A 26,599-nucleotide genomic window follows, 5' to 3' on the forward strand; every position below is an offset into this window, starting at 1 on the left:
TACCGAACCCGTGACCATCACATGGTCAAATGATGAAGGAAACGTGAAGACTAGACAGCGTGGGCTGGTAGTTGACAGAAGCGGGGCTTGGTGGGGCACCAGGTGCGGCTGAGCTGAGGGTCTGCCCGGCGAACGGACTTCCGCCGCGGGACCACCGAGTGTGCTGCGCTCTCCATCGAGATTGTCACGGTCCGCCGGACGCTCCACCGCACCCCGGCCGAGTTGGAGAGGGCCGTCGGCAGCCATACCGTCGCAGAGGCGGCCGGCCTGTATGCGCTGACCTGACGGCAAGCAGCAGGAGCCCTGCCCAGCTGCCCTGGGTGGCCGACGGACTATGGGGCCGGCTCGTAGGTCACGGTCTGGTCGGGGCAGCCGGCCGCCACCTTGCTCAGGGCGGTCACTTCGGCTTCGTCAGCCGCAAGGCTCCAGCGGAGCTTGGTGGCGACCCATTCCGCGACGTACCGGCAGTGCACCTCGGCCGCCGGCGGCAGCCACTCGGCGGGGTCCTGGTCGGCCTTGGACCGGTTCGAGCGGGCGGTGACGGCGACCAGACTGGCGTCGGCGCCTTGGTCGTTGGCGTACGCCTCACGCCGCTGCGCCGTCCACGCGGATGCCCCACTGTCCCAGCTCTCCGCAAGGGGCACCATGTGGTCGATGTCGAGGCCGGGAGCCGACGTCACCCAGACCTGGTCGTAGTACGACCACCAGCGCCCGCCCGACAAGCGGCACCGGGGCCCGACCGTGGGCGGCTCAACGGCCTCAGAGAGCAGGACCTCATTGCGCGTGTTGCAGCCGTCAGCCGGATCATCCCCGGTGTTCCAGTGACGGAAGGCATCCCGGTCGTAACCGTCGCGGGACTCGGTATCCACCGGCAGACGGGTGACAGCCTCGGCCAGTGAAAGCGTCTCCGCGGCGTGGGCGGGCGCGGGGATCGTGAGGGGCAGGACGGCGAGGGAGACGGCGGCCAGGCCGCGCAGCACAAAGGTGAGCATGAGCCGTTCATAACGGCCCCCGAGGGGGCGCTATCAGGCGTTCTCCGAGTACGCCGCCCATATGGACGCAATGGTCGTACCGGGAACCGGGCAGCGGGCCTTCTCACAGCGCCTCACGCTCGAGCGTCTCCGTGCGCCCGGCCACCTGGAAAGGAGCAGGCTGATCGGGCCCCGGGCCGGGCGAACAGGCTGGAGGAGGTCAGCACGCACGCCCCGCTGTACCCGGTCCGGGTGACGCTGCCCGGAGGGGAGAACTCCAGCGGGCGTCGGAGCGTAGTGCTGATTATGAGGCCGATCAACGACGGGCATGTGGCGGAGCCGGGACTTGCGGTTGTGGAGGTCGCGGCCGCCGATGACGAGACCGCGTTTGCGGTCCAGGAGCTGCTCACCACGCGGTGGGCGATCGCGCCGGCGGAACGCGTAACCCACGAGCCCGGCGAGCCAGGCGTGCGGCTGCGCTGTTTCCTGGACCTGTGGCAGCGGCCCGACTCGTAGACGTGGAAAGGGGTTCGGTGTGACGTGGACGCTGCCGGAGCCGATGCTCGCCGCCCTCGCGCCGGATTCCGCCCTTGCGCCCGGGTGGGCGGCCGAGATGAAGTGGGACGGATGGCGAGCGCTGCTCTCGCTGGACGCTGGGCACCTGGTGCTGCGCTCACGCAGGGGCACGAACCTCCTTCCTTCCTTCCCCGAGGTGGGCTCCGGCGCCGCGCAGCTGCCGGATGCGACCTCTCTCGACGGGGAGCTGGTCGTATGGGAGGGCGGTCGGCTCGCCTTCGAGCGGCTGCAGGGGCGGTTGCAGCGGCGCGGCGCCGGCGCGGTCCGTCTCGCCGCTGAGTGGCCTGTCCACTTCGTCGCCTTCGACGTGCTGCGCCTGGCGGGCACCGACACGACCGGGTGGCCCTACCGGCGCCGCAGGGCCGCACTGGAGCATCTCTTCGTCGAGCGGCGGCTCACCGCACCGTGGGCGCTGTGCCCGTCGACCACCGACCCGGCCACCGTGCGCGAGTGGCTGACCAGCTGGACAGCGGTCGGTTTCGAAGGTGTGGTCTTCAAGAGGCTGGAGGGCGGCTACGAGCCGTCCGTGCGTGGTTGGCGCAAGTTACAAGGTGCGCGCCACCGAGGACGCCGTGGTCGGCGCGTTCACGGGCCCGCCGGCCGCTCCCCGCACGCTGCTGCTGGGCCGGTACGACACCGACGGGCGACTGCGGTACGTCGGGCGGCAGCACGGCCCTTCCGCAGACCGCGGGCGGGGCGCTCGCCGGACTCCTCACCCCGGCCGGAGATGACCACCCCTGGACGGGCTGGTCGTTCAGTGCGGGTTGGGGCTCGCGCGAGAGCCTGCGCGTCACCCTCGTGACGCCGCAGCTGGTGGTGGAGGTCGGCGTCGATGTCGCCCGCGACAGCGTCGGACGCTGGCGCCACCCGGCACGCTGGCATCGGCCGCGCCCCGACCTGTCACCCGCCGACACCCCGCCTTTCGGGTCCGGGCCGGCGGGCTGAGCGCATCACCGCCAACGGCTGTACCGCACTGTCCCCACGACTAGAAGTGCTCTCCGCGGCGCGGGTGCACGTCCACCCCGATGCCGGGCACCCACAGGTCGCCGGCGTCGCCGGCGCTGATGTCCCAGGCAGTCACCTCGTCCGGGCACACGGTGCCGCGGGCCCGCAGATCGGTGACGATCAGGCGCGCGAGTGCAGCGGCCGCCATCGGGTCCGTCTCGGGCAGCGTGGTGCGCCACCACCGGTGCTCATCCACGTACTGCCAGCCCCTCGCACGCATCTCCGCCGCACGCTCGGGTGTCTGCTCGTGGTCCCGGTCCTGGACGGCGGCGTGGAACTCGCGGTCCTTTTCGAACGGCTCGTAGGCCACGAGCAGGGTGCGTCCCCAGTCCCGTGACGCCCAGAGCTTGAAGCTCGCCCAGTCACCGGGGGCCTGTATGGGCATGTGTTCCGCCCAGGAGGCGAGAATCCCCGCCAGTCGCTCCTCACACGACGCCCAGCCGTTTGCCGCTGCGTGCCCGTTGAAGGTCCAGCCGTGGTCCTCACCGGGGCCGTGGCGGTCCAGCTGCCACGTGTAAGGCAGGCGACCCGAGTCGAGGGCGGAAAACTCAGCCCGGACGAACGATTCCGCCTGATGCACGGACAGGGTCGCTTCGCTGTGGTCCCCGGACAGCAGCAGAATTCGCTCAGAGGTACTCCACCGCACGCTGGGTCCGTGGGCGGTGCCGCCCAGCAGTTTGGGCCGGCCGATGCGCGCCACGATGGCCTCGTAGACCGGCCGCAGAGCCTCACGGCGTTCGACCAGGCCGCTTGTCTCCCCGTGCGTCAGGATCGTGAACGGCCGGTCCAGTTCGACATCATCGTGGGTGAGAAGGCTTTCCGCGAGATCCGCCGCGTCCCGGCGGATCGTCCCCGTGGTGTGTGTCATGACGATCATCCTGGCAGCCGCCGCCGACATCACCGCCCGCAATCACCCAGGGAATTCGCACAGCGGTCCTCACCCTCGCCGCCCCGGGGGCCGGCGTGAGCCTCAGGAGCCAGCCTGCGCAGGTTCTACGGGTATGTGGTGGAACGCGGTGCCGTGTGGTCGGCTGCGCCGCCGGGCGTCGCGCAGCGGGGGCGAGCAGTTCAGCGCCCTCCGCGGCGAGAATTCCTCGGCCGGGCGACACCGTACAACGCGGCGGCTATGGGCGGTCGGGATACCAGGGGGGCGAGGCGCAGCAGGAGGTGGAGTGTGCGGCGCGCGGCGGTGCGGTGGGCGGGGGCGGCGGTGAAGGCCAGGAGCAGAAGGAGGGTGGTGCCGGCGTACGCGAGTGCGGTGCGGCCGCCGGCGGTGGGGGCGTCGCGGTGTCGGCGGCGCAGCTGGAGCGGTGGCGGCGGCAGGGACTGTTGCCCCGGCACGCGCGGGTGTGGCTGGGGCGCGGGCGCGGCTCGGTGTCGGTGCTCGCCGAGGAGACCGTCGCGGTGGCCGCGGTGCTCGGGCGGCATGCGAGGGCGGGGCGGGATGTGCGCTGGACGGTGATCGCCTGGTACGCCGAGGCCGGACGCCCGCTCCCGCTCGGGCAGTTGGCGGTGCCTAAGCCGCCGTGGCCGGCCGTGCGCGAGGCCCTGGTGTGGGCGATGCGGCGCTCGACGGCGCAGCGCCTGGTCATGGCGGATGTCCCTATTGCAAGGCAAATGCAGGGTGTTGAATCAGGAATGGAAGACCTGAGTGAAATAGTAGAACGTCCCATTCTGACCCGCCCCGCTATGTCCCGCAGGAATGATTCCAGATCCGATGGCGAACCCCACACCAGTCGCCTTGTGGGCACAGTTGAGAAGATTGGCCTTGTGTATTCTGCTGTCCATCCACGAGTCTAAGGCAGCCTGAGCCGTAGGCGGGGTCGCGTTGCCCCATGTGAAGTGGACGGATACATTTTCCGTGCCAGGGGTACCCACAGCCAATTGGATCCGCTGCGCTGGCAAACTGTTGTTGGAACCGTAATGACCCGGCTGGTTGTTCGCGTCCCTCTTTTCCCAAAGACCGGGGTGATCAGCGAGGTCTTGGCTGTGGTATTGCGCCACTCCATCCAAGCGTCTGTCAACCCGCAAATCGACGGAGCACGGTGGCTGTTGCTGCCTTCGCGTATCGTTGACCCTGCTGAAAACCTTGTTCCGCTCCGAGCTTCCCGCATTGGAAGGAAGACCCCAGTTCGGGAGCGCGAACCTTATTCCTTGCGGGTTATGGGCACCATTGACCGGGCAACGCCCTTTGGGCCCAGGCTGCGCACCTTCGTAGAACATCCCCCAGCACTTGTCACAGAAACGCCATCCCGGCTGGGTCCACGACGCTTGCGCATCGAACGGTAGGATGAACTTGAATCCTGCCGGGTTATGGGCACCATTGACCGGGCAACGCCCTTTGGGCCCAGGCTGCGCACCTTCGTAGAACATCCCCCAGCACTTGTCACAGAAACGCCATCCCGGCTGCGCCGAGGTGAGTTGAACATCATGGGGAAGGAAGAAGTTCAAGCCCTCCGCCAGATGGCCGTCACCGACCGGACACCGCCCCACGGCGCCTGAGGAACCACCTTGATAGAACATCCCCCAGCATTTAGAACAGAAGCACCAGCCTTCTTGGCCTGTCCGACTTGACAGCGGCCCTCTCAGGTCGAAGGTCATGACCCTCACCTCAGTCCACCACGCTCTGGGCGTTCCGCAACGATGTCGCGGCCTACATCTCGACTATCGGCGGATGAGGCACGCCATAAAGCTGACCCGTGCGGGACAACACATCACTACATCACTGCCAAGGTTTCCTTTGTCCACAGCCTAGTGGCCGCGTGTGCAGTCCGCACGCGCTCGAGGCGCCAGCTCCTACCGTGCCGGGCTCGTTCCGGCTGGGGGTGTCGCCCGGCATGGTCAAACACGAGGGCACCCGGAGCGTGCTGTGGGGCGCCAACGTGCTCGAGCAGCTCGCCGGTAACGGCCCCGTCGCCAACCTCGCCCGCTACATCAAGACCGGCGAGGTCACCGCCAAGGACACCGGAGAATAGGGGCACTACGGCAATGGTCACGGTCGGGGAAGAACTCGACAAGGCGGTGCAGGGCGTTCACACGCCCCGTTCCCAAGTCCGCCAGGGCGCAGATGCGTTACCTGGTCAAGCAGCACCAGCGCAGTACCCGGCGCGTGGCCGAGCTGCTCGGCATCAGCCAGCGCACCGTCGAGCGGTACGTGAAGGACCAGATCAAACACCCCCGGCCGCAGCTCGCCGAGCGGCTGGAGCGCGAGGTGCGTGCCCGCTGGCAGCCGCAGATCCGGGCCAGGACGAAGCAGACCGCGGCCACCACCGGCGGCATCATGATCGATGCCCGGGTCCGGTTCGGCTACACCGCCACCCCCGGCAGCACCGACGACGCACGGCTGCGCCACCTCACCCTCGCCCTGCCGCCCGACCACGCCGCCCGCCTCTTCCAGGCCCAGGAGGCCGGCCTCACCGAGGACCAGCTGCGCCAGATCGCCGCCGAAGCCCTGGGCGAGGTCTACTTCCGCGACAACGGCCGCCGCGCCCACGGCCTCGAAGTAGAACTCACCGACCTCCTCGACCTTCAGTTCGAGCTGTAGGCAAAACCGCCACACCGACACACCGGGCATCGACACACCGGGCGGTGAGCGGCAGGGGCTCGGTGGCGAGGTGCGTTGTGCCGTGCCTGCAGCAGGACTGCGGGCGGAGTGTCGTCGGGCCGAGCGCACGGGGGCAGGGTGGCGCAGGCGGTTGCGTCCCCGGTCTGCCGGATTGGCGCGAGATGACGGAATGCGATGGGTGTACTGGCCTTGACCTGCGAGGACGGCGGGAAGGCGGCTTCGGCGGGAAGCGTACGTCCCTGTGGCGGCAGGTGACGGAACGGTGCTGATCGGCCTGGAACTGCGGGGTTGCGGCGTGCCACGATCGAGGCCTCGCCACGGCGCAGCGTGCGGGCCGGGGGGATCCTCAGGCCGTGTTCGCGGTGAACCTGGTCCTGGAGCAATGGTTACGCCGCAGGTCGCGGGAGACGGGACGGAGCCGCGCCTGCATGCCCGGTTACACGGCCGGGAAGCAAATAGCCACAACGGCGGGCAGGTTGACTGCTCGCGGCCTACGATCGCGTCATGACGAGCGCTGCGGAGGCCCCCACCGCGCTGCGGTTTTTGTCGCTGGAGATCACCGGCCGCTGCCAGCTCACCTGTCCAACCCTCTGCTACGCCCGGTCCGGGCCGACGCGGAGCCACGGCGGCATGACCGAGGACGACTGGAACCGGACCATCGAGGAAGCCGCCGATCTGGGCGCCGAGGAGATCCAGCTGATCGGCGGCGAGCCGACCCTGCACCCGGCCTTCGCCCGGATGGTGCAGCGGGCGGTCGGCGCCGGTCTGCGCGTCCGGGTCTACAGCAACCTGCTGCGGGTTCGCGCCGAGCACTGGCGGCTGTTGGCGCACCCCGGTGCGCGGCTGGCGACGACGTACCACAGCACCGTCGCGGCCGAGCACGACGCGGTCACCGGCCGGGCCGGTTCGCACCGGGCGACGCGCGCCAACATCGCCGAGGCCGTCAGACGCGGCATCCGGCTGAAGGTCGCCGTCCTGGATGGAGGCGACCGTGGGGGCGTTGTCACGTTGGTGGGGTGTTGATCGGTTGAGGGCGTGTCAGGGCGTAGAGGGGGCGGGCGGGGCCTGGATTACGCTGCGGTGGGCGGGGCGGTGGCGCCAGTGATCTGGTCCCAGATGGCGAAGCGGATGGTCATCTCGACGCGGTAGTGGGCGGTGGTCATCAGATGGCGGCGGGGCCGGAAATGGGGTGAGATGCCGCTGGACGCGGACAGGAACCGCTGGGTTTTGCCGACGCTGCGGAAGCCCTTCATGGCACGCTCGCGCTGCCGGGTGGGCTGGTGGGAGTTCTCGGCCCGATTGTTCAGGCCCTTGTGCGAGCGGTGTTCCACGGAGGGCATGACCTCGCGGTGGGCCGCGTCGCAGGAACGGAGCTTGTCGGTGACCACCACCCGCGGCACCGAGCAGGCCTTCTTGAGCAACCTGCGGGCGCTGTCACGTTGGCTGAGCTGGTGGGATGATCTTCTGGTTGATCATGCGGGAGGGGTTGTCCGTGGACAGCGCGTCGCCGTCGTACAAGGGGCACCGGTACCCGGTCGAGGTCATCTCCCACTGCGTGTGGCTGTACTTCCGCTTCCCGCTGTCGTTTCGGGAGGTCGAGGAGCTGATGCTTGGACGCGGTGTGGTCGTCTCGTACGAGACGGTCCGGCGGTGGTGCGCCAAGTTCGGGCAGGCCTATGCGAACGGACTGCGCCGCCGCCGGCCGAGGCCCGGGGATAAATGGCATCTGGACGAGGTGTTCGTGAAGATCAACGGAGAGCGGAAGTACCTGTGGCGGGCTGTCGACCAGGACGGCACCGTGCTGGACATCCTCGTGCAGAACCGGCGGGACACGACCGCCGCCAGGCGCTTCTTCCGCAGGCTGCTGAAGAGGACCGGTGCGGTGCCGCGGGTGGTCGTCACCGACAAGCTGCATTCCTACGGTGCCGCCCACCGCGAGGTCATGCCCTCGGTCGAACACCGTTCCCACAAGAGCCTGAACAACCGGGCCGAGAACAGCCACCAGCCCACCCGGCAACGCGAACGCGCCATGAAAGGCTTCCGCAGCGCCGGCGGGGCGCAGCGGTTCCTGGCCGCGTTCAGCGGCATCTCACCCCACTTCAGACCCCGCCGCCACTTGATGACCGCACACAACTACCGCGCCGAGATGACCGTCCGCTTCGCCATCTGGGACCAGGTCACCGGCGTCGTCGGCCGGTCCGCCGAGGCCTGAGCTCGGAGCCGGAACCCGGCTCCACCACACACGACACGCCGTCAGGCACTCGCACACTCAACAACGTGACAGCGTCCGCGCGATGCCCGGTACGGAGCGGCACTGGTGTTCGGAGCGTGTGGCGAGGTGTCACGGCTGCGTACCGGCTGATCTGTTCAGGTTCCTGGTGGGGCTGGTTCGGGGCATTCTCGCTTCACGGTGACGGTGGAGGGGGATGCCGGTGCGCGGGGCGAGGTCGGTCGGGTGGGCGGGCGTACTGGTCCGGTTGGTGCTGGTTGCGGCGTTGGCCGCCTTCGTGGGGGCGGTGGTCTAGGCGGTTGCCCGTTTCGGGCTGGAGGCGGCGGATCAGACGGCCAGTGTCGTGGACGGCGCCGTCGCGCTGCTGAGTCTGCCGGTCTCCCTGTATGCCCTGCGCGCCCCCGGTGGCGCGGAAGCCGGTTCGGTGACTGGTGGGGTGGTGGCGCGGGAGTGGGTACCGGCCGCCGCGGTCAGTGCTTCGCTGCGGCCTCCGGTGCCGACGGCGCTTGTGCGGGGCCGGAACAGTGAGCTCGCCCTGCTGAACCGTCTGGCGCGGGGTGGTGGGGGGATGGCGGTGGTGTGCGGGGCTGGTGGTCTGGGCAGGACCACCCTCGCCGCCCAGGCTGCCCGTCAAGCGCAGCAGGCGGGGAGGGCGGTGTTCTGGGTCTGCTGGCAGGACGATGCCAGCCGCCTGGCCGAGGACCTGACCCGGATCGCACAGGCCCTGGGGCTTGCCGAGGAGCTGCTGGAGGCGGCGCGGCGGGGTCAGGCCGTGCTGGTCGATGTGGTGTGGGAGCACCTGGCGGCAGTGCCGGGCTGGATGGTCGTCGTGGACAATGTCGACACTCCCGCGCGGATCGGGCCGGGCCGGGAGCCGGTGGCCGTGTACCGGGGATGGCTGCGCCCCGACGGTGCCGGGCTGTTGATCGTCACCAGTCGGGATACCGCGGTCAGTACCTGGGGCCAGCGGGCACAGGTGGTGAATCTGGAGCCGCTCGAGGAGACGGCCGCAGTCGCTGTTCTGTGTGATGCGGCGCCGTCGGCCGGCAGTGAAGTCGGTGTTGCCTCCGGCGGTCACGATCATGCGGGCCACCTTGCGGGCCTTGTATTGACGCGGGGTGAGGCCGGCCCAGTCGTCCGCCGTGGCCGCCGTCTGCAAGAGGCGGGATTCATTGCGGCGTGTGGCCGGGTTGGTAACCGGTGTCCCTCTGAGGGGGATTTGAGGTTTCCCACCGCGAAGATCGGCCATTCCATTTCGCGGATTTGCCCGATTTGGGTAACCGGAAGGCTCCCTGATGAGAAAAAGGAGCCCGTTGTCCGAGTTACCCCACCGGAAGAATTCCGGCCACCCGTTAAAAGCGTCTGTCGGCCGGGCCCGGCGCTGGTTACTGTCCATCTCGCCTCCAGGACTCCTGGAGGCGCGGGCACTGCCCAGCGCACACGGTTTCCAGGCCATGAGGTGCGCCGGGCGTCGTGCCCGCACCGACCAGCGAAGGGACATGCTAGTGAAGTCCAGACTTGCCCGCATCAGCGCGGCCACCGCCCTGGTGGTGCTCACCCTCGGTGCCGGCGCGCCGCACGCCCTTGCCTCCGCGGCAGGTGAGGACCTGCCGAACGACGAGATTCTCACCGGTGTCGAGGTCGAGGGCCAGGAGCTCGACGAGGACCTGCCCGTCCCGGGCGAACCCGAGGACACGGTCACACCGGAGGCGGACCTGCCCGACAGGGAACCGGAGGGGATCGAGTGCAAGCCCGGCTGGTTTTTCAAGATCACCGAGAACAAGAAGAACACCATGTCCGTCAAGTACCACACCTTCGCCGAGAATAAGACGTCTCGGTCTCTTGATTTCAAGTTCACCTCCAAGAAGTCCGGGACGACCGAGGTCGGAGGGTCGGTGACTCTCAGCGGGGAAATGAAGGTCGTGGTTCTCGGCTCGATCAAGGCGGAGATCAACGTCAACGCCAAGAAGAGCTGGACCTCGGAAATCGGCGTCGAGGTCTACGGGGAGATCCCCGCGAAGAGCATCGTGTACGGCGACTACGGGATCATGAAGGAAAAGGTCTACGGGTACAAGTACTACCGGGGCAGCGCCTGCCAGAAGTCCAACAAGCAGTCCATGACCGTCTGGGCCCCCTACCGCGAAGGCTGGCGCGTCAGCTAGCCGCCGCGCCCGGCCCCGACACCGGGGCCGGGCGCCCCGCCCTCACTCTTGGGAGACCCCGTTGCGTCGCTCCATACCCGCCGTTGCCGTCGTGGCGACGTTGTTCCTCGTCGGAGGCTGCTCCGATGAGCCCGAGGCGAAGCGTCCGAGCCCTTCCGGCTCGACAGCCTCCTCCGGCCAGCCCACACGGACACCTGTCACACCGCCGCCCAGCCTGGATCTGCCCAAGGACGCGCAGTTCCTGGTGGCCGAGACCACCGGCAACAAGGACCAAGAACTTCCCGAATTCACCCCGCAGGAAGGCGCCTACACCCTCTACGCGGCTTGTGAGGGCAAGGGCAAGGTCTCGATCGTGGACCGGGACAGCACCAACCCCCATCCGGTCACGTGTGGCGGGGTTCCCACCGTGGGCGTCATCTACGAGGACAAAAAGCCCCAGCACCTCACCATCCAGGTGACCGGCGGAACTCCCACCTGGAAAATCGCGGTGATCTCCGGAAACCACCAGCCCTGACACAGCCTTCACCGGGGCTCACGCCTCCGTGTCCGGCCAAATGCCAGGCCTTGGGACCCCCGCCCCACGGCACCTGAGCTGTAACGTCCCCAGCCGATACGTTGTAAGGCGTTCCGGCGACCGAACAGGTCGCGCCCCGCACAGGAGGAGCTTGGGCAGGGCGCGGACGCGGGAGGTGAGTGTGCTTACCTCACCGCGGTGGATGTGGACGCGGGAGCAGGGCTCTCGCTCTCTGCCGTGGCCTTGTTGCCCCCTCCGAGCAACAGGACCAAGGCGGTGATGACCGCAGCGGCGGAGGCGATGGCGCCGACGATGTCACCGCGGCTGGCCGGTGCGGCGGACGCGCGGGTGTGCCGGTAGACGAGGCAGCCCACCATGATGCCCACGAGCAGGATGGCCGCGCCGAGGGGCTCGATGTACACGATCACTGAGCGCCCTCGCTTCGCGAGGTCTTCGTGGCCCTCTTCATGGTGGGAGACACGGTGGCCGAAGTGGTGACCTGCTTGTGGGACTTGCGCGGCCGAAGGATGGCGGTGCGCGCGTACTGGTAGGCCATGGTCACGCCGAGGGGGGACAGCGGGGCCTTCTTGTACTCCTCCCGGCGCTCTACGAGGCCGAGTTCCAGGAGCTTCTTCAGGCCGCGCTCGTGCGTGTCGGCCGACCAGCCGTACCACGCGGGCACCTTCTTCGCGGGGAAGGTCGACCAGCTCTTCTCACGGGCCACGACCAGGAGGAGCGCCAGGGCCGACAGGTCTAGTACTCCAGTTGCAGTTCGCTATCTCTGCTGGTCAGAGGCACCTTCTTGAGTCTATTCGGCTGCCGTGGCATCAGGCGTCGGAAGTTCGTAACCTCCACCGCGGCAATCCGTTGTGATTGTCATGCAGGATGTGCGGCCCGACGTCTGGTCGGCGGAACTGGAAGAGGCACTTGTACGGATCGGTCACCGGTTCGGGCGGGCGGACCTGCGGCGACAGATGCGGGCCTACGTCCATGGCCTGCTCGGTCCGGTGGGCCGCAAGAACAGCTGGCAGCTGGCCGAGTACGCAGGCCACCGCACGCCTGCGGGCCTGCAGAACCTGCTGAACCGTGCGCGCTGGAGTGCCGACGAGGTGCGTGACGACCTGCAGGAGTACATCGCCGAGAAGCTCGGAGACCCAGACGGTGTGCTGGTCCTCGACGACACCGGCTTCCTGAAGAAAGGCACGGTCTCGGCCGGGGTCCAGCGGCAGTACTCCGGCACCGCCGGCCGCACCGAAAACTGCCAGATCGGGGTCTTCGCCGCCTACGCCACCCGGCAAGGACGGGCACTGGTGGACCGGGAGTTGTATCTGCCGAAGTCCTGGACGTCCCACCGGGACCGCTGCGAGGCGGCGAAGATACCCGACGACCGCGACTTCGCGACCAAGGGCGACCTGGCCAAAGCCATGATCCAGCGGGCCCTGGCCTCGCCCTTGCCCATCGCCCGGGTGACCGCGGACTCGGCCTGTGGCCAGGAATGGCGGCTGCGGCGGATGCTCGAGGAAGCCGGCGTCGGCTACGTCCTGGCCGTCCCCAAGTCCCAGCCCGTCCCCGCGCCGGGCCGGATCGACCTCCTCATCACCCAGGCGCCGGACGAGGCCTGGGAACGCCACTCCTGCGGTGCCGGAGCGAAGGGGCCGCGCGTCTACGACTGGGCCGCGGCGAAACTGCCGGCCATCCCTGACTTCGACGGCGACCACCCTACGCACGAACGGTGGGTGCTGGCCCGCCGCAGCCTCGCCCGCCCGAAAGAGATCGCCTACTACCTCGCCTACGCGCCCGTCGAAACTGAGGTTCCCGAGCTGGCCCGGATCGCCGGCAGCCGGTGGGCGATCGAGGAGTGCTTCCAGGCCGCGAAGAACGAATGCGGCCTGGACCAGTACGAGGTCCGACGCTATCCGGGGTGGTACCGGCACATCACCCTCGCCATGCTGGCCCACGCGGTCCTCTCGGCCACGTCCGCCACCGCGACAGCAGCAAGGGGGGCTGCAGAAACGGTTCCAGTGAACTTGCGCCCCTCACCGTGGCAGAAGTCCGGCGGCTCCTGGCAGTTCACCGTCCCCCACCGACACACCGGCGGAAAGGCCGATCACGCGTTGAGCTGGTCCTGGTGGCGACGCCGCCACCAGGCAACCGCACAACGCTGCCACTACCGTCGCCGCCGCGGTGGAGGTTACGAACTTCCGACGCCTGACGCCACGGCAGCCGAATAGACTCAAGAAGGTGCCTCTGACCAGCAGAGATAGCGAACTGCAACTGGAGCACTAATCGTGAGACCATCCGCAAGATGCTGCGGGGCAAAACCGTCCCATTGAGCTGGGCAGTGGTCGATGCAGTCCTGACGGTGCTGTGCGCGCGAGCCGGTCGCGCCCCCGACGCGAGGCGATGGACGGACGGTTTCACTGGTGAGCCGACCTCACACCGGGAAAGCCTGCGGAACCTGTGGAACGAGGCGCTAGACACTCCGCCCCCTCCTACTGCCTGGTCTTCCGGCTGGAGAGGTCAGGACGACCCCTGGGCAACGCCAACCAAGTTTTCCGTTGACGAACCGCCGTTCTGACGTCAGCCTAACGATGAAGCCGGACCGCATCAGGTGGTCCGGCTTCGGTGTTTCCGCCCGGCAACGCGCTCCAGAACGTCGCAGATACCGGACTTAAGCGTCACTGGTGGAACGTAGGGTCTGACCATGGCGATACGACATGCGGCCTGGGCGCCCGAAGACGCAGAGCAGGACTTCGACGAAGCTGCGGCCCTGGCAGCTCGCTGGATATGGAAGCGGTGCAGTGAAGAACGGACAACGGCAGCACTGGTGCTGAATGCCCTCGGTGCGGCGGACAGTGTCCCAGCGCTTCGCGGGTTCGAGGTGACCAGTCCGCAGACGCGCACCCGGCCGGCGAGCGGCCGTCCGGTACTCGCCTACGTTCCGACTGCTGAGAGCCTTGTCTATGCTGAAGAGCTGGCCAGGAACTCATCGCTGGCCGTTGTCGAGGGGTTCTCCTTCGCCGTGGCGGGGTAGGCGCGTGAACACGGTGCCGTGAACCTCTTGCGGCCCGAGGATCCGGCTGAGGTCTCGGAAGAGCGCTGGGTAAAGGCTCTTGATCGGCTGTCGTTCCACAAGAACAACGGATTCGGCGACATGTTGGGCAAGAAAGCGGCTCGCGATATCGTGGCGGAACTTAGGAGTGCCGGCTTGTTGGACCGTGACGAGGTCGTGAGCGCCATGGCGGCACGTGGTGCCTCTGCGCGGGCTCTCAAGGTGCTCGGGCAGCTCATCGACCGGGCTTGATTGTTCTCACCGATAACCACCGCTGTACCAATGTTCCCCGAGGCCGTTCAAGTACGTGCCGGAACTGGCTGCTGGTCGGGGCTCCCTGGCGACCGGTGACGCGCCCGCCGCTCTGCCTGCTCCACGCTGACTGTTAGAGGTCGTTTTCGTCCTTAATGTGAGCTTCATCCTGCATTCTTCGGCGCGGGCTCGTCGTTGAGCCGGGTCTCGTGGAGTGAGTGCGGCTGATGTGCTGCATGGGGTGACGCCTGAGGCGCAGTACAGCTTGCGCCTGTCTCATCCCAAAACGCCCGTCGCACGGTCCGTGCTCCCGCCGCTCGCGGTGCACGCCTGGGCGCACGCCCCCGAACGGCAGTACGCCCAGGTCATGGCCGAACGTCGCCCCTATCCGAGTGATCTGTCCAATGCCCGCTGGGAATTGATCGAGCCGATGCTGACCGCCTGGCGGACCGAACGGCGCCGGCACGCACTAAACATCGGTCGCCCGCCGGAGCACGAGCTGCGCGAAATCATGAACGCCATCCTGTACGTGGACCGCACCGGAGTGCAGTGGCGCTACCTGCCGCACGACTTCCCGCCCTGGGAGACCGTCTACGGCTACTTCGCCAAGTGGCAGAAGGACGGCGTGTTCGCCCAGCTCACCGGCGTACTGCGCAGGCGGCTCAGGCAGCAGGAGGGCAAGGACGCGGAGCCGTCCGCGTGCGTGATCGACGCGCAGAGCGTGAAAACCTGTGGCGGGCCGTGGACCAGGACGGCAATGTGCTGGACATCCTCGTGCAGAACCGGCGGGACAAGGCCGCGGCCAGGCGTTTCTTCCGCCGCCTGCTGAAGACGACCCGCACGGTGCCCCGGGTGGTCGTCACCGACAAGCTCCGCTCCTACGGCGCGGCCCACCGCGAGGTCATGCCCTCCGTCGAGCACCGCTCGCACAAGGGCCTGAACAACCGGGCCGAGAACAGCCACCAGCCCACCCGTCAGCGGGAACGTGCGGTGAAGGGCTTCCGCAGCGTCGGCGCGGCCCAGCGGTTCCTGGCCGCGTTCAGCGGCATCCCACCCCACTTCCGGCTCCGCCGCCACCTGATGACCGGCACCCAACACCGCGCCGAAATGACCGTCCGCTTCGCTATCTGGGAGCAGATCACCGGCGTCACCGGCCGACCTGCCGCGGCCTGAGCCCAGGGCCGGCACCCGGCCCCACCACACCTCGACACACCGTCAAACACCCGCACACCCAACAACGTGACAACGCCCTCACGGGCCGTCGAGAAGGGCGCCAGTCTCGCCGACCTAGGGCGCGCCTGGCGCGTCTCGCGGCAAGGTGCCCGGCACCGCTGGAACGTCCTCAAGCACCGGATCTATCCGGACATCCCCCGGCAGCGTCCCGACACGCACTACCTCAACGGTTCGGGCTGACCCGCGAAGGCCGAGGCGGCGCTGGCACGACTGGGCTGTCTCTCCGCGTCGGTGTCAGTGCCGCGTGCCACACTGCCGGCCATGTTGCTCGCTGATCTCACTCTCGACCTGTGGCGGACCTTCGATGAGGTCACCGCCCGGCGGGTCGCCCAGGATGCCGCTGACCACGTGGGCGGCCGGGTGTCACTCGTCGAGGCCACCGAACACCTCGGTGCCCCGCTGTACCGCGTCCGGGTCGAGCGGGACGGGCAGGAGTTCGCGCTGATACCCGGAGGCCGAGTGTCCTTGGGCTTCGACCTCAACACCTGGCAGCCGACCGCGCAGCAGGCCGCCGACTACGCCGAAAGCCGGGAGCAGGGCTACGGCTACGGGCCCGATCTGCGGATCCACCTCGAGCGGATCCTCAGCGCCCCCCGCAGGGTCCACCTGGACACCGTCCTCATGGCCGTGGACGACGAGACCCTGACCGAACCCCCGGCCGACATGGCAGCCGCCCTCTCCGCCCGTGGTCTGCGGATGCCGAGCCCCGACGAGTGGGAACACGCCTGCGGCGCCGGGTCCAACACCCTGTTCCGGTGGGGCGACGACTGTCCCCTCGACCGCATCCCCTACGGTGACGACACCGGCCCGCACAACGAACTGAACGCCTTCGGCCTGCACATCGCCTACGACACCTACCGCGCCGAGCTGACCAGCGATGTGACCGCGGTCCACGGCGGCGACGGAGGCGAGTCGGTGTGCGGCGGCTACGGCCACCTGCTGGCCTGGCTCCCTCTGGCAACCGCCAACCGCAACCCAGAGACGGCCGAGTTCGCATACGGACCGGACGGAGAGGGTCTGTACGACAACTTCTCCACCCGACCGGTGCTCACGCTCTGAGCGACCGCGCGCGACGGCCCGGGTCGACGACCGCGCCGCGGCTGGTGGGACAGACTCGCTCCCCCCGCCCCGTGGTGAGGGCGATCAGCGGCTGGCTCGCCGACAATATGGAAACGCCTCCCGGTCGAGTTCCTTCTGCCCGCTGTGCCGCCTCTTCCCGGCGGACCGCTCTGTGGGACGCCTCTGTCTCCTCTCGAGGCGTGTGCCGGATCCGTCTAGCTTGACTCTGAAGCTTCTATAGATCGTCAAACTGTAGGAGACGGCCCGGGTGTGCCGCTGAATGCGCTGGTCAGGTGGTGGTAGACCTCGCGCGCGACGAAGCGCTTGAGGCACCTGAAGATGTCCTTCGTCTTGAGTCCTTCGAGGGTGCGCCGGGTGACGTAGTCACGGGTGCGAGGGTCGTGGCGCATGCGGACCAGGACGATTGTGTGCAACGCGCGGTTGGCCTGGCGGTCTCCGCCACGGTTGAGCCGGTGGCGGTCGGTACGCCCGGAAGAGGCTGGCACTGGCGCGGCGGCGCACAGGTGGGCGAAGGAGGCCTCGGATGCGAGCCTGTCGGGGTTGTCCCCGGCGGTGACCAGCAGCTGCCCGGCGGTCTCGGGCCCGACGCCCGTCAGCGCGAGCAGGCCCGGTGCGGTGCGGGCGATCAGGACGCGCAGGTCGCGGTCCGCGTCCGCTATCTCCTCGCTCAAGTGCCGGTAGCGCCTGGCCAGGCGCTTGAGGGCCAGTCTGACGGCCGTGGCCGGGGCAGCCAGATCGGTGCCCGGACGGCTGGCGGCCAGCCGTCGGACCAGCTCGGTGGTGGTCAGCGAGCGCAGTGCTTCGCGGACCTCAGCAGGCGCGGTGATGATCAGCGATTTGATCTGGTTGATGGTCTGAGTACGGGGGGATCTCCCGTTGGTGGTCGGGGCGGTGCGGCGGGTGGTCGGGCAGGCGGTCGCGCCGGCGCAGTTCGGCGTCGATCTTGTCGGTGACGGCGTTGGCGCGGGCCAGCGCGGCGCGCGCGAACTGCCGGCGCCGGGCGCCGGTGGCGCGCTTGTGCTCGAGCAGGCGGCGCACGGCCGTCGATGAAGCGGGCCCTCCGGCGGCGTGGTGGGCGGCGTGGTCGAGGGCGCGTTCGCGTTGGAGGTCCTCGCGGGCGGCGTCCCGCCAGGCGAGGGCGCGGCGCAGCTGGGATTCGCGGGCCAGGGCGGCGAGCAGGTGCCGGACGGTGTCCGGCAGCGGCGCTCCGATGGTGTGGGTGTGGCGGAGCCGGGTGCGGGCCGAGGCGAGCTGGGCGGCGAGGTCGGTGCGGGAGAGGTCGCCGAGGGGGCGCTGGTCCCGGGCGGGGTGGGTGCGGCCGTCGCGGGTGGTGACGGGGGCGGGCAGGTGGGTGAGGGCGGCGTCGGCGGCCTTGAGGGCTTCGCGGGCGGTGGCGCGGTGGGCGGCGGCGATCCGTTGCAGGGTGTGCAGCTGGGTGCGGGACAGGGCGGCCAGCGGGCGCCGGACGTGTTCCTGCCGGGCGGCGGTGGCGTCGCCGAGGTGGCGGCGCAGCCGCCAGGTCAGCACCGCGGCGGGATCGTCGGCGTCGCCGAGGCCGCGCTCGGGCACGGTACGGGCCAGCAGGCGGGGCAGGTCGAATCCGGCGCGTTCGGCGTCGGCCGGGGCGCGGGTGAGGGCGGGGCAGGCGTCGGCGGCCAGGAGCCACGCCGCGCGTTCGGCGCCGAGGGTGTGCTCGAGCAGGCCGGTCAGCCGGGCGGTGGTGGCGCGCTCGGCGGCGTCCGCGTACTGGGCGGACAGCCGGCCCGGCGCGCTGCTCTCGCGCTGCAGGGCGGTGAGGGTCTCGGTCGCCGACAGCTGGGCGCGGCGCCTGGCGGCGATGGAGGTGAGGACGTCGTCGAGGCGGTCGGAGGGGTCGAGGGCGACGTAGAGGCGGTTGGTGCGGGCGCCGCGGGTGAGCTGGACGTAGACGCCTTCGCGGGTGGAGCGGGCGGAGGCCAGGGCGTGGGAGGTGTCGACGGTCATGCCCTGGGCGCGGTGGATGGTGGAGGCGTAGCCGAGTTCGCAGTGGGCGGCCACGTAGGCGGCGGGCAGGCGGATGCGGCCGCGGTGGCGGGTGTGGCGGGCCCCGATGCCGCCGTCGGGCAGGACCTTGGTGAGGGCCCAGGTGTCGCCGTTCTTCACGAAGTCTCGGCCGCCGCGCACGGTCAGGCGGCGTGTCGGTACTCGTGGAGGATGCCGCCAAGTCGTTGGCGTCGTCGTATGTCGGGGCGGGTGATCTGCTCCGGATCGCTGATCGGCATCGGCAGGGGGCGTAACGGGCGGGCGTCGGCGATGCCCTGATGGGTCCAGTGGAAGTGGTGGAAGTCTTCGAACGCGCGTAGCGCGTGGAGCAGGTGTCGCTGGTTGCAGATCAGGGTGCGGTCCAGCGGCTCGCGCCGGCAAATCGGCATCCACCGTTCCAGGATCGAGTGCATGCGCGGCATCCGTACTCCGCCGAGTACTGCCTCGGTCCCTGCGTCATTGAGGACGGTGTCGAACAGGGTGGGAAACGTCCCGTCCCGGTCCCGGATCAGGAACCCGGCCCGGCAGCCGGCGTCCTCAAGGTCCATGACCAGGCCCTTCGCGACTTGCGTCACCCAGGACGTGGTGGGGTGCGCGGCGCCGAGGACCCGGATCCGGCGGCCGGCGTGCTCGATCACCGCACCTGCCCGAAGCCGCACCCCGGACAAGGTGATCGTTTCCAGGAAGCCGCATGCCGGCAGGACATCGGCCCGGGAGCGCGGGAAGTCCGCCCACCTGCTCGCGGCGCGCCCGGGTGCCGGGCCGGGGTCATGCCCCTTGTTGTGGTGCAGGTGATCAGTCGTCTGACGTGGCGGGCAGGGCGATCGTGTCGTCGGTGTAGAGGGCGTCCATGCTCTCGTCGGAGAGGTAGCGGTGGGGGAAAGCGATCCGTTCGTCGTGGAGTTCGGCGAGGACCGCGGTGGCCGGCCGGAGGACGGCGGGCGGGTTCGGGAAGACCCGGACGACGTCGGTGCGGCGTTTGATCTCCTGGTTCAGCCGCTCGCGCGAGTTCGTGGACCGGATCTTTTTCCAGTGCTGGTGGGGGAAGTCCGCGAACGCGGTCAGGTCCTCCTTGGCCTCGAGCAGCATCTCCCTGACCTTGGGGAACTGCCGGCCGAGCACGTCGGCGACGGTGTCGAGCTGGATGCGGACCGCGTCCGCGGTGGGCTGGGCGAAGACCGTGCGGATCGTCGCGGCGACCATCTCCGCCGAGCCTTTCGGAATCACGGCGAAGACGTTGCGCACGAAGTGGACCCGACATCTTCGCCAGGCGGCGCCGGGCAGGACCTAGCGGATCGCTTTGACCAGGCCGCTGTGGCTGTCGGAGATGACCAGGCGGACGCCACTCAGCCCGCGTTCGCGCAGGTGACGCAGGAACTGGGCTCAGAACGCCCCGGTCTCGCTGTCGCCGACCATGACACCGACAACCTCGCGGCCGCCGTCCTGGGTGACGCCGGTGGCTGTCACAATCGCTTGGGAGACGATGCGGTGGTCGACACGGGCCTTGACGCAGGTGGCGTCGAGGAACAGGTGGGGAAACCGGATGTGGTCCAGCGGACGCGTCCGGAAGGCGTCCGGCTGTTCGTCCAGATCCGCGCAGATCCGGCAGACCTCGCTCTTGGAGATCCCGGTGTCCGAGCCCAGGGCCTTGACCAGGTCATCGACCGACCGAGTAGACGCCGTGGACGCGGGCCTCCGTGACGACCGCGTAGAGAGCCTGGTCGATGCGGCGACGGCGCTCCAGCAGGCTGAGGAAGAAACTACCGGCCCGCAGTTTCGGGATGGAGAGCTCGAGGTCGCCGGCCTGCGTGGTCACGGTCTTCTCCCGGTGGCCGTTGCGCCAGGTGGTGCGGGTGTCGGCGTGCTCGCCCCACTCGGCACCGATTGTCGCGGTGGCCTCGGCCTCGATCAGTTCCTGCAGCAGTCGCTCGGTGACCTCGCGGACGAGTTCAAGACCATCTGCCGAACGTAGTGACTCAAGCAGGCGAAGTAGGCCATGCCGGGACAAGGCCACCGTGCACCCGCTGGGGTCGAACTCCCCGTTCACTCCGGACAGTTGCACGGTGGCCTGCCAGTTGAGCAGGGAGTACTCACCGGCAGACGGTGCACTCCAGGGAGCAGAACCCGCGCACTCAACCGCGGAGATCGCCTACACCACACAGCGGGACGTCATCTCCTTCCCCATGCGTTGGAAGAACCGGGCGTACTCGTCGAACTTCGCGGCGATGAGGACGGCTTCCTCGGTGCAGTTGTCGACCTCGATGAACAGCAGCGGCACCCCGGACTCCGGGGCGGTGAGGCGACGTCGGCGCGGGCGCTGCCGATCGCAGGGTTCTTCCAGGTGCCCTTCACCGGGGCGCGACCTCGGTGGCGTAGGAGGCGAGGGTGCCGATCCCATCTGGGGCGTCGACGGCGGCCTGCGCGGCGACGACTGCTTCGGCCGGCTCCCCCGCGACCAGGTCCAGGTTGGGCTTCGGGCGGATCAGCGCGATGACCATCTCGTTCACCGTCACCGGGTGGGAGGCTCCGGAGCTTCCCACCCCCTTGGGCATGCTGCCCATCTCCTCCGGCTCGCGGTCCATCTCGAGTCCGGTGGCCGCCAGCCCGGCAATCGTGAGGACGCGGACCTTTTCGGCGGTCTCCGCGCGGAGTCGTGCTTCGACGCTGTGGCGGAGGGGGGAGCTCCCCACTGCCGGGAGGCGTGGGGAGCTCCGAGGGTGCGTGTACCTGCTGCAGAGCAGGCTGCCGCGTTAGTCGATCTTCATGTAGAAGCGGTCGTTGGTCTCGGAGGGGCGGTCCAGGCCCTTGTCCCAGGCCAGCATCCGGTCATCGACGTAGTAATCGCGCAGCATTCCGCCCGCGACGCGGTTGTCCTTCGCCGGCACCGACTTCACTGAGAAGTCCCAGCTGGCGTTGCCCGCTCCTTCCAGGGTGGAGGCGAAGGGGTACTCGTCGCACTGCTCACCGGGGTTGGTTCCGTTGGGCAGGCCCGTGTCCCGGTACAGGTCGCGCTCCGGGCCGGTCTTGAAGCAAGCGCCGTCCTTGTGGTCCTTGTTGGCCTTGGTCTCGTCCGGGTGCAACTTCTTGGTGATGCGGTGCAGTCCGGGAGCGTCCGGGTTGGCCGGGTCGTACTTGCCGGGGATCTTCTTGTCCCTCGGCCACGGCTGCCCGGGAGGGGCCAGCAGCGGGTAGGTCGAGCGCGGCTGGTTGAAGGCGATGTACAGGTGCTCGGCCACGGCGTGATGGGTGGTGCCTCGGGTGTAGGTCAGGTGCGGGGTGACCTCGCTGAAGATGCACGCCTTGGGGTACTTGGCCTTGCCCTTGTTGAAGTAGGTTGCCGAGTCGCAGCGCACCAGCCGCGGCGGGGTTTCCGCCTTGTTCAGCGTGGTGTATTCCTCGTTGTCGGTGAATGCCTCGACGTACCACTGGTTGTAGGAGATCTTGTCGCGGCCTTCGGTGTTCTGCTCGCGGTTGTAGATGTCCCAGTTGGCCCAGATCGGGTTGTTGTCCCACGTCGCCCAGGGCATCGTGTACGAGCCGGGGCCTGCCCCGCAGACGTCCGAGTCCTGTGAGCACTGGCCCATCAGGCTCAGCGGCACGCCGGGAGCGACGAAGATGTTGTCGATGGGGCCCCAGTCGTAGTCCACCGAGTCCTTCTCGATCTGCGAGAAGATCCTCACTCGGCGGTCCTTGGCGTCGCCCTGGCCGAAGACCCTCCACACCGCGCTGGTGGTGCCTTCCTTCTCGACAGGGACGCCCTTGCTGTCGATCTCCCAGTACTCGACCTGCAGGTTCCACCGGGCGCAGTAGGTGAAGCGGTTGTAGATCCGGCCGATGCCCTTGTCAGCGGCGTCGCCGTCGAAGCACGCGTTCAGGCGGTCCTCATGAGGCATCTCCCCGATCGGTACCCACCCGCGGTCGTACTCGGGAGTTGGGATCGGGTCAGCGGCTGCCCGAGGGCTCTGGGCTGCCTGCCGAGCGTTGTCGGCAACCACCTGCTTGGATGTGCGGTCCGCTTCCAGGACCGTCAGCGGCTCGGCCGCCTTCTTGACGGGCTTGGCCGGTGCTGCTCTGTCGGGCTGGGTTGTGGGCGCGGGAACCGGGAGGCTCTTGTGGCCCTGTTCGCGGGCTTTACGGCCCTGCGCGCGCAGATCGGCCAGCTCCTGCTGGGAGATGCCGACCTTCATTCTGATCGTCAGGTCAGGGCCGGCGGCCGGTTCCTCGGCTCCAGCAGGCGCCGGCACGGCAGCGGGCTGGGCGGTGGCCAGCTGGGCCGGAAGCACGAACGCCCCCGCCACCACAGCCGCGATCAGTGTGTTCAATCGCCACGTTCTGCTCAGCGACATGCGTTGAGAATCCCCCTTGATTCAGCCGGGCTCCGGCCGACAGCGGTTTCCCGGTCAGCCCGCTCCCCCGGCGTGGCAAACGCGGGCACCAGGTTTCAGGGATCTCATCGGTAGCACAAGGACATTTCAGGCCGAACTTCACCAGTAGCAGCGGCCGATGAGGCCTCCTGCGGCCAGCGTCACCCGCCTGCCGCGCTCAGACCGCCGAGCCAGGGACCGTCGAAGTCTTCTTCTTGCAGCTCCACGCCCGTCACCGCGTGCAGCGCCAGCACGACGCGGTCGGCAGCGCCCGCCGCGGCCACCTGGCCGGTCGGCTCGTCATCGCGAGAGAAGCCCAAGGACAGCAAACCGCCGACCGTCTCTTCTGTGTCGCCGACCTCGTAGGGCAGTCGCCCGGTGATGGCATCAAGCTCACACACCACCTGGCCGTCGGCCGCCACGTGAACCATCAACTGGTTGGGGTCCTCGAACGCGGAAACAGCCACCCGCCCGCCCGCGGACAATGCCGCGAGCACCGCACGGTCCATCCCCGCCCAGCCCTGGGTGCCCTCCAATTCCACAACCAGCGACCAGCCGTCCCGAAGCTCGCGTCCGAGCAGCAGCACGTCCGGCTGCGTACCGTCGGCTTCCAGCCGCTCGGTCGCCAACTGCAGCCCATCAGCGACGTCTGCCACATCGCGCACGCCCATCCGCTCAAGAGCCAGAGCAGGCGCAAGGTGAGCGAGCGTCACACACCAGCCCTCACCGAACAGTTCCGACAGATCCACCATCCGACGTCTCCTTCCTCCGACTGACGCCCCCTAGCCTCTCGATCTCTGCTCGCGCCAGCAAGCAAGCCCCGCCCGGGTCCACTCCAGCCGCAACAGGCAGACCACATAGCGCGGGCGGTCGCTACGACGGTACGAGCGACCGGTATCGGCTCCTGAGCGCTGCTGCGGGGCCAGGTGCAGCTCGGTGCGGATGCCGAGCGGGAAACACTTCGGCCGTCAGCGTCGCACCACGGCGGGGCGGCGCGGGTCTCCATGGGCAGGCTCGACGAGGCCGACGGGCAGTCAGCCCACTGCTGGCGCATCAGCTCTCCAGCGGGCAGGGAGACACCTACGAACAGCATGTCTCGATGCCCAAAATTGACAGACAGTCGAGGCCGCGCCACGGCTTGCTCAGCACGTGGTCCACGATGACGTCGTTTCCCTCCTCGGCCCTGGCCGCGATGGAAGGGTGAAAGCCCATACGGATTTGCCGCAGCGCGTGCCGAGCCTTCACGCCGGCAGCACGCTTGGTACTCCAGCGGTGGTTCGTGTCCTGAACTGGTGGTTGTCGTTGTCCTGGCATTGAGGGGATGACTGAAGCCGGTTGCTAGGCTGCGGAGTTGGAGTCGGTGTTCAAGCGGGTGGCGGGCCGGTTAGGTCGGATGGATCTGCGGTGGCGGATGCGGGGCTACGTGCGCGGTCTTCCGGGCCAAGCAGCAAGGAAGAATGGCTGGCAGCTTGCGGAATGAGCAGGTCATCGCACTCTGGACGGCTTCCGACGGCTGCTGAACAGCAGCGTCTGGGACGCGGACGCCTTGCGTGATGATGTCCGTGCTTACATCGGTGAGCGTCTCGGCCCGGACGGAGTTCTGATCATCGACGGCACCGGGTTCCTCAAGAAGGGCACTACGTCGGTCAGGGTGGGCCGGCAGTGCACCGGCACCTCGGGAAAGATCGATAACTGTTAGATCGGGGTGTTCGCCACCTAAGAGCGGCGAGCCGAAGTCGATCCCGGCTCATCTGATGGGCGAGGCGAGGGAGCGCGTAGAGCGGCTCGGCCGGAAGGCTATGTGGATCAGGCGCGAGGCGTACCGTCGCGGCTTGCGCTGACGTTGGCCATCGACTGCCGTGCCGATCTGCTCTGCCAGTGCCTTGTTCCGGCCGGCGGGTCTGTTGTGTGTCAGCTGTCGCAGCCGGTGCCGTCGCCGTCTCGGTCTAGGTGGGAGCCGTAGCCGGGTTCGCCGCGGTGGACGGGTGCGGCGCCGGCGGCACGGGCGGCGTCGCAGTTCTGGTAGTAGACGCTGCCGCCGCCGCTGCTGTCGTCATCGCCGCTGCTGTATCCGCCGCCGGATCCGCTGGCGGGTTCTTCGGTGACGGTCTTCGTCACCTCCACCTCTACTTCGACGGTCTTGGTGACGGTGGGGGCAGGCTTCGGCTTGGCGGTAGGGCTCGCCGTGACGGTTTCGGTGACCGTCGCGGACGGGGCCGCCTTGGCCGCAGCGGGCTTGGCGTCGTCCTTCGGCTGGCTGTCGCTGGCGCCGGCTCCGATACCGATGAAGAACGCGAGGCCGAGCGCAGGCAGCACGTACCGCTTACGGGCCCACTTGGGGGCGGGGCGGCCGGTGGCGGGAGGTGCGGGCGTGTATGGGCTGGTCATTGATTTCCCGTCAGGTGGGTGTGGACGGGCTGACGGTAGCGCCTGAGTGAAGAGAATGTGAAACCGTGACATCGAGTTCGATCATGGGATAGTCACAGTGATTCCGTCCCTCCGGTGACATGTCTGCAGTTCAGGCCAATAGAAAGGACCAGGGCCGGTATCACCGGGACATGCCAAAAATCTTGCTGCGCGGTTTGCTCACCGCCGCCTTCCTCGCCCCGCCTCTGACGACGCCGGCTTCCGCCACCTCGATGTCGCTGCCGCTCGCCGACGCGGTCGCTGTCCTGCCGACCGCGGACGAGTCCCGCGACGGCTACACCCGTGACGCTTTCCGGCACTGGGTGGACTCTGACCGGGACGGCTGCAACACCCGCATGGAGGTGCTGCTGGGCGTTGTCAACTTAGCGGGTAGGGCGATCGACTGGGACAATCCTTGAGTCCTTGACTGTCGGGAAGGCACGTCGTGGCGCCGTCGTACAAGGGATACCGGTTCCCGGCGGGAACCATCGCCCACTGCGTTTCGCTCTATCACCGCTTCACGCTGAGCTTGCGCGAGGTCGAAAAGCTGATGCTCGGCAGGGGCGTGGCCGTCTCGTACGAGACCATCCGGCAGTGGTGCGCAAAGTCCGGTCCGACCTATGCCCACGAGCTGCGACGCCGTCGGCCACGAGCTGGGGACAAGTGGCACCTGGACGAGGTCTTCGTCCAGGTCAACGGTGAGCGCCGGTGCCTGTGGCAAGCGATCGACCAGGACGGCAACGTCGTGGACATCCTCGTCCAGAGCGCCCAGGATGCGCGGACCGCCAAGCGGTTCCTGATCAAGCTGATGAAGAAGCAGTGCCGGGTCCCGCGGGTGCTGGTCACCGACAAGCTTCACAGCTACGGCGGCGCCCACCGCGAGGTCATGCCCTCGGTCGAGCACCGCTCCCCCAAGGGCCTGACAAGGTCCTGAACAACCGGTCCGAAAACAGCCACCAGCCGACAAGGCAGCGCGAACGCGAGATGACGACGTCCAGCAGCTGCCGAAGTCCCGAGCGATCCCTGCTGTCGACCATCAGCCGATGATCCCAGAGCTCCGCCGGGCAGTCAGCAAATTTTGTAGCGTCCAAGACAGCTGTCGAGGCAGTCAGGTCGCAGTGCTGTGCGGAGGGCCGAGCGGCGATGGTCATGGTGCGATGGGCGCCT

General features: G+C 68.5%; 27 protein-coding genes and 7 pseudogenes. 18 read left to right on the forward strand and 16 right to left on the reverse strand.

What is annotated here, in order from left to right:
* Positions 1 to 332 precede the first annotated feature (332 nt).
* Positions 333 to 992, reverse strand: coding sequence for an HNH endonuclease family protein (locus tag GL259_RS00110; protein WP_159528117.1), 660 nt, complete (start codon positions 990 to 992; stop codon positions 333 to 335).
* 231 nt (positions 993 to 1,223) lie between these two features.
* Here GL259_RS00110 and GL259_RS00115 point away from each other — a divergent pair, with 231 nt between their 5' ends.
* Both GL259_RS00115 and GL259_RS00120 read left to right on the forward strand, forming a co-directional pair.
* Positions 1,224 to 1,487 carry a DUF6207 family protein gene (locus GL259_RS00115; protein WP_243762134.1) on the forward strand — a complete coding sequence of 88 codons (264 nt, stop codon included), beginning with the start codon at positions 1,224 to 1,226 and terminating at the stop codon, positions 1,485 to 1,487.
* Positions 1,488 to 1,506: 19 nt separating this feature from the next.
* Complete coding sequence (locus GL259_RS00120) at positions 1,507 to 2,349, forward strand: hypothetical protein (protein WP_347814597.1); 843 nt, start codon at positions 1,507 to 1,509, stop codon at positions 2,347 to 2,349.
* A gap of 183 nt (positions 2,350 to 2,532) precedes the next feature.
* Here the strand turns inward: GL259_RS00120 and GL259_RS00125 are convergent, their stop codons facing one another.
* Together GL259_RS00125 and GL259_RS39445 are read right to left on the reverse strand one after the other, a co-directional pair.
* Positions 2,533 to 3,420 (reverse strand): hypothetical protein, encoded by an 888-nt coding sequence (locus GL259_RS00125; protein ID WP_159528119.1) that lies wholly within the window; start codon positions 3,418 to 3,420, stop codon positions 2,533 to 2,535.
* 764 nt (positions 3,421 to 4,184) lie between these two features.
* Positions 4,185 to 5,153 (reverse strand): CAP domain-containing protein, encoded by a 969-nt coding sequence (locus tag GL259_RS39445; RefSeq protein WP_159528121.1) that lies wholly within the window; start codon positions 5,151 to 5,153, stop codon positions 4,185 to 4,187.
* A 236-nt stretch (positions 5,154 to 5,389) separates the two neighbouring features.
* On the opposite strand from GL259_RS39445, the gene GL259_RS37505 reads away from it, so the two are divergent.
* The 3 genes and pseudogenes from GL259_RS37505 (at position 5,390) to GL259_RS00145 (ending at position 7,140) form a co-directional block, all read left to right on the forward strand.
* Positions 5,390 to 5,527, forward strand: coding sequence for a hypothetical protein (locus tag GL259_RS37505; RefSeq protein WP_166461392.1), 138 nt, complete (start codon positions 5,390 to 5,392; stop codon positions 5,525 to 5,527).
* Between the two features lie 13 nt (positions 5,528 to 5,540).
* Positions 5,541 to 6,096 (forward strand): annotated as a pseudogene (locus GL259_RS00140) (XRE family transcriptional regulator).
* A 525-nt stretch (positions 6,097 to 6,621) separates the two neighbouring features.
* Positions 6,622 to 7,140 (forward strand): radical SAM protein, encoded by a 519-nt coding sequence (locus tag GL259_RS00145; RefSeq protein ID WP_159528125.1) that lies wholly within the window; start codon positions 6,622 to 6,624, stop codon positions 7,138 to 7,140.
* A gap of 47 nt (positions 7,141 to 7,187) precedes the next feature.
* Here the strand turns inward: GL259_RS00145 and GL259_RS00150 are convergent.
* Positions 7,188 to 7,541: pseudogene (locus GL259_RS00150) on the reverse strand (DDE-type integrase/transposase/recombinase); the annotation flags it as partial.
* 50 nt (positions 7,542 to 7,591) lie between these two features.
* Between GL259_RS00150 and GL259_RS00155 the strand changes: the two are divergent.
* The 3 genes from GL259_RS00155 to GL259_RS00165 all read left to right on the forward strand — a co-directional run bounded on the left by GL259_RS00155 (position 7,592) and on the right by GL259_RS00165 (position 11,023).
* Positions 7,592 to 8,329 carry an IS6 family transposase gene (locus tag GL259_RS00155; protein ID WP_159528109.1) on the forward strand — a complete coding sequence of 246 codons (738 nt, stop codon included), beginning with the start codon at positions 7,592 to 7,594 and terminating at the stop codon, positions 8,327 to 8,329.
* 1,523 nt (positions 8,330 to 9,852) lie between these two features.
* Positions 9,853 to 10,509 (forward strand): hypothetical protein, encoded by a 657-nt coding sequence (locus tag GL259_RS00160; RefSeq protein ID WP_159528127.1) that lies wholly within the window; start codon positions 9,853 to 9,855, stop codon positions 10,507 to 10,509.
* 91 nt (positions 10,510 to 10,600) lie between these two features.
* Positions 10,601 to 11,023, forward strand: coding sequence for a hypothetical protein (locus tag GL259_RS00165; RefSeq protein ID WP_159528129.1), 423 nt, complete (start codon positions 10,601 to 10,603; stop codon positions 11,021 to 11,023).
* 185 nt (positions 11,024 to 11,208) lie between these two features.
* On the opposite strand, the gene GL259_RS00170 is transcribed toward GL259_RS00165, so the two are convergent.
* A complete protein-coding gene (locus GL259_RS00170; RefSeq protein ID WP_159528130.1) occupies positions 11,209 to 11,451 on the reverse strand; it encodes a hypothetical protein in 243 nt (80 codons plus the stop codon).
* Positions 11,448 to 11,747, reverse strand: a complete 300-nt coding sequence (locus GL259_RS00175; RefSeq protein ID WP_208026379.1) for a hypothetical protein — start codon at positions 11,745 to 11,747, stop codon at positions 11,448 to 11,450. Before GL259_RS00175 ends, GL259_RS00170 begins: the two co-directional genes overlap by 4 nt.
* Positions 11,748 to 11,910: 163 nt before the next feature.
* Here GL259_RS00175 and GL259_RS00180 point away from each other — a divergent pair, with 163 nt between their 5' ends.
* From GL259_RS00180 to GL259_RS00210, 7 genes and pseudogenes are all read left to right on the forward strand, one after another.
* On the forward strand, positions 11,911 to 13,254 hold the full coding sequence (locus GL259_RS00180; RefSeq protein ID WP_243762162.1) for an IS701 family transposase: 1,344 nt from the start codon (positions 11,911 to 11,913) through the stop codon (positions 13,252 to 13,254).
* Positions 13,255 to 13,727: 473 nt separating this feature from the next.
* Complete coding sequence (locus tag GL259_RS00185) at positions 13,728 to 14,057, forward strand: hypothetical protein (protein WP_159528134.1); 330 nt, start codon at positions 13,728 to 13,730, stop codon at positions 14,055 to 14,057.
* A gap of 18 nt (positions 14,058 to 14,075) precedes the next feature.
* Positions 14,076 to 14,327: a hypothetical protein gene (locus GL259_RS00190; protein ID WP_159528136.1), complete on the forward strand. Its 252-nt coding sequence runs from the start codon at positions 14,076 to 14,078 to the stop codon at positions 14,325 to 14,327.
* A 367-nt stretch (positions 14,328 to 14,694) separates the two neighbouring features.
* Positions 14,695 to 15,057: pseudogene (locus tag GL259_RS00195) on the forward strand (transposase); the annotation flags it as partial.
* Positions 15,057 to 15,500: pseudogene (locus GL259_RS00200) on the forward strand (DDE-type integrase/transposase/recombinase); the annotation flags it as partial. The pseudogenes GL259_RS00195 and GL259_RS00200, both read left to right, overlap by 1 nt.
* A 66-nt stretch (positions 15,501 to 15,566) precedes the next feature.
* Positions 15,567 to 15,740 (forward strand): hypothetical protein, encoded by a 174-nt coding sequence (locus tag GL259_RS00205; RefSeq protein ID WP_159528138.1) that lies wholly within the window; start codon positions 15,567 to 15,569, stop codon positions 15,738 to 15,740.
* An 81-nt stretch (positions 15,741 to 15,821) separates the two neighbouring features.
* Positions 15,822 to 16,619 (forward strand): hypothetical protein, encoded by a 798-nt coding sequence (locus tag GL259_RS00210; RefSeq protein WP_159528140.1) that lies wholly within the window; start codon positions 15,822 to 15,824, stop codon positions 16,617 to 16,619.
* Between the two features lie 245 nt (positions 16,620 to 16,864).
* On the opposite strand, the gene GL259_RS00215 is transcribed toward GL259_RS00210, so the two are convergent.
* The 9 genes and pseudogenes from GL259_RS00215 to GL259_RS38105 form a co-directional block, all read right to left on the reverse strand.
* On the reverse strand, positions 16,865 to 17,311 hold the full coding sequence (locus GL259_RS00215) for an IS110 family transposase (RefSeq protein ID WP_243762135.1): 447 nt from the start codon (positions 17,309 to 17,311) through the stop codon (positions 16,865 to 16,867).
* 139 nt (positions 17,312 to 17,450) lie between these two features.
* Positions 17,451 to 18,803 carry a helicase C-terminal domain-containing protein gene (locus tag GL259_RS39240; protein WP_159528142.1) on the reverse strand — a complete coding sequence of 451 codons (1,353 nt, stop codon included), beginning with the start codon at positions 18,801 to 18,803 and terminating at the stop codon, positions 17,451 to 17,453.
* A gap of 2 nt (positions 18,804 to 18,805) precedes the next feature.
* The gene (locus GL259_RS00225; protein WP_347814598.1) at positions 18,806 to 19,300 is read right to left on the reverse strand and encodes an integrase; all 495 of its coding nucleotides are present in this window, start codon (positions 19,298 to 19,300) and stop codon (positions 18,806 to 18,808) included.
* Positions 19,301 to 19,457: 157 nt separating this feature from the next.
* Positions 19,458 to 20,676 (reverse strand): annotated as a pseudogene (locus GL259_RS00230) (IS256 family transposase).
* A gap of 135 nt (positions 20,677 to 20,811) precedes the next feature.
* Positions 20,812 to 20,940: a replication-relaxation family protein gene (locus tag GL259_RS38095; protein ID WP_243762136.1), complete on the reverse strand. Its 129-nt coding sequence runs from the start codon at positions 20,938 to 20,940 to the stop codon at positions 20,812 to 20,814.
* Positions 20,941 to 21,010: 70 nt separating this feature from the next.
* Complete coding sequence (locus GL259_RS00235; RefSeq protein WP_159528144.1) at positions 21,011 to 21,352, reverse strand: hypothetical protein; 342 nt, start codon at positions 21,350 to 21,352, stop codon at positions 21,011 to 21,013.
* Positions 21,353 to 21,412: 60 nt separating this feature from the next.
* Positions 21,413 to 22,984, reverse strand: coding sequence for a NucA/NucB deoxyribonuclease domain-containing protein (locus tag GL259_RS38100; protein ID WP_243762137.1), 1,572 nt, complete (start codon positions 22,982 to 22,984; stop codon positions 21,413 to 21,415).
* Positions 22,985 to 23,187: 203 nt separating this feature from the next.
* The gene (locus GL259_RS00245) at positions 23,188 to 23,778 is read right to left on the reverse strand and encodes a DUF6461 domain-containing protein (RefSeq protein ID WP_159528146.1); all 591 of its coding nucleotides are present in this window, start codon (positions 23,776 to 23,778) and stop codon (positions 23,188 to 23,190) included.
* A 328-nt stretch (positions 23,779 to 24,106) separates the two neighbouring features.
* The gene (locus GL259_RS38105) at positions 24,107 to 24,340 is read right to left on the reverse strand and encodes a hypothetical protein (RefSeq protein WP_243762138.1); all 234 of its coding nucleotides are present in this window, start codon (positions 24,338 to 24,340) and stop codon (positions 24,107 to 24,109) included.
* Between the two features lie 79 nt (positions 24,341 to 24,419).
* Here GL259_RS38105 and GL259_RS00255 point away from each other — a divergent pair.
* Positions 24,420 to 24,722 (forward strand): annotated as a pseudogene (locus GL259_RS00255) (transposase); the annotation flags it as partial.
* Positions 24,723 to 24,937: 215 nt separating this feature from the next.
* Here GL259_RS00255 and GL259_RS00260 read toward each other — a convergent pair.
* Positions 24,938 to 25,414 carry an excalibur calcium-binding domain-containing protein gene (locus GL259_RS00260; RefSeq protein WP_159528148.1) on the reverse strand — a complete coding sequence of 159 codons (477 nt, stop codon included), beginning with the start codon at positions 25,412 to 25,414 and terminating at the stop codon, positions 24,938 to 24,940.
* Between the two features lie 170 nt (positions 25,415 to 25,584).
* Between GL259_RS00260 and GL259_RS00265 the strand changes: the two genes are divergently transcribed.
* Together GL259_RS00265 and GL259_RS00270 are read left to right on the forward strand one after the other, a co-directional pair.
* Entirely contained in the window at positions 25,585 to 25,851 is a 267-nt protein-coding gene (locus GL259_RS00265) for a hypothetical protein (RefSeq protein WP_243762139.1), read from the forward strand.
* A gap of 26 nt (positions 25,852 to 25,877) precedes the next feature.
* A pseudogene (locus GL259_RS00270) lies at positions 25,878 to 26,419 on the forward strand (IS6 family transposase); the annotation flags it as partial.
* Between the last annotated feature and the right edge of the window lie 180 nt (positions 26,420 to 26,599).

Origin of the sequence: Streptomyces sp. Tu 3180, assembly GCF_009852415.1 — a bacterium.
Classification (GTDB): Bacteria; Actinomycetota; Actinomycetes; order Streptomycetales; family Streptomycetaceae; genus Streptomyces.

What these genes read in the sequence shown, in the direction of transcription:
- GL259_RS00110 (WP_159528117.1), bottom strand. Translation starts at nt 992, where the DNA reads ATGCTCACCTTTGTGCTGCGCGGCCTGGCCGCCGTCTCCCTCGCCGTC.
- GL259_RS00125 (WP_159528119.1), bottom strand. Translation starts at nt 3,420, where the DNA reads ATGACACACACCACGGGGACGATCCGCCGGGACGCGGCGGATCTCGCG.
- GL259_RS39445 (WP_159528121.1), bottom strand. Translation starts at nt 5,153, where the DNA reads ATGACCTTCGACCTGAGAGGGCCGCTGTCAAGTCGGACAGGCCAAGAA.
- GL259_RS37505 (WP_166461392.1), top strand. Translation starts at nt 5,390, where the DNA reads ATGGTCAAACACGAGGGCACCCGGAGCGTGCTGTGGGGCGCCAACGTG.
- GL259_RS00145 (WP_159528125.1), top strand. Translation starts at nt 6,622, where the DNA reads ATGACGAGCGCTGCGGAGGCCCCCACCGCGCTGCGGTTTTTGTCGCTG.
- GL259_RS00155 (WP_159528109.1), top strand. Translation starts at nt 7,592, where the DNA reads ATGCGGGAGGGGTTGTCCGTGGACAGCGCGTCGCCGTCGTACAAGGGG.
- GL259_RS00185 (WP_159528134.1), top strand. Translation starts at nt 13,728, where the DNA reads ATGGCGATACGACATGCGGCCTGGGCGCCCGAAGACGCAGAGCAGGAC.
- GL259_RS00210 (WP_159528140.1), top strand. Translation starts at nt 15,822, where the DNA reads ATGTTGCTCGCTGATCTCACTCTCGACCTGTGGCGGACCTTCGATGAG.
- GL259_RS00245 (WP_159528146.1), bottom strand. Translation starts at nt 23,778, where the DNA reads ATGGTGGATCTGTCGGAACTGTTCGGTGAGGGCTGGTGTGTGACGCTC.
- GL259_RS38105 (WP_243762138.1), bottom strand. Translation starts at nt 24,340, where the DNA reads ATGCCAGGACAACGACAACCACCAGTTCAGGACACGAACCACCGCTGG.
- GL259_RS00260 (WP_159528148.1), bottom strand. Translation starts at nt 25,414, where the DNA reads ATGACCAGCCCATACACGCCCGCACCTCCCGCCACCGGCCGCCCCGCC.
- GL259_RS00265 (WP_243762139.1), top strand. Translation starts at nt 25,585, where the DNA reads ATGCCAAAAATCTTGCTGCGCGGTTTGCTCACCGCCGCCTTCCTCGCC.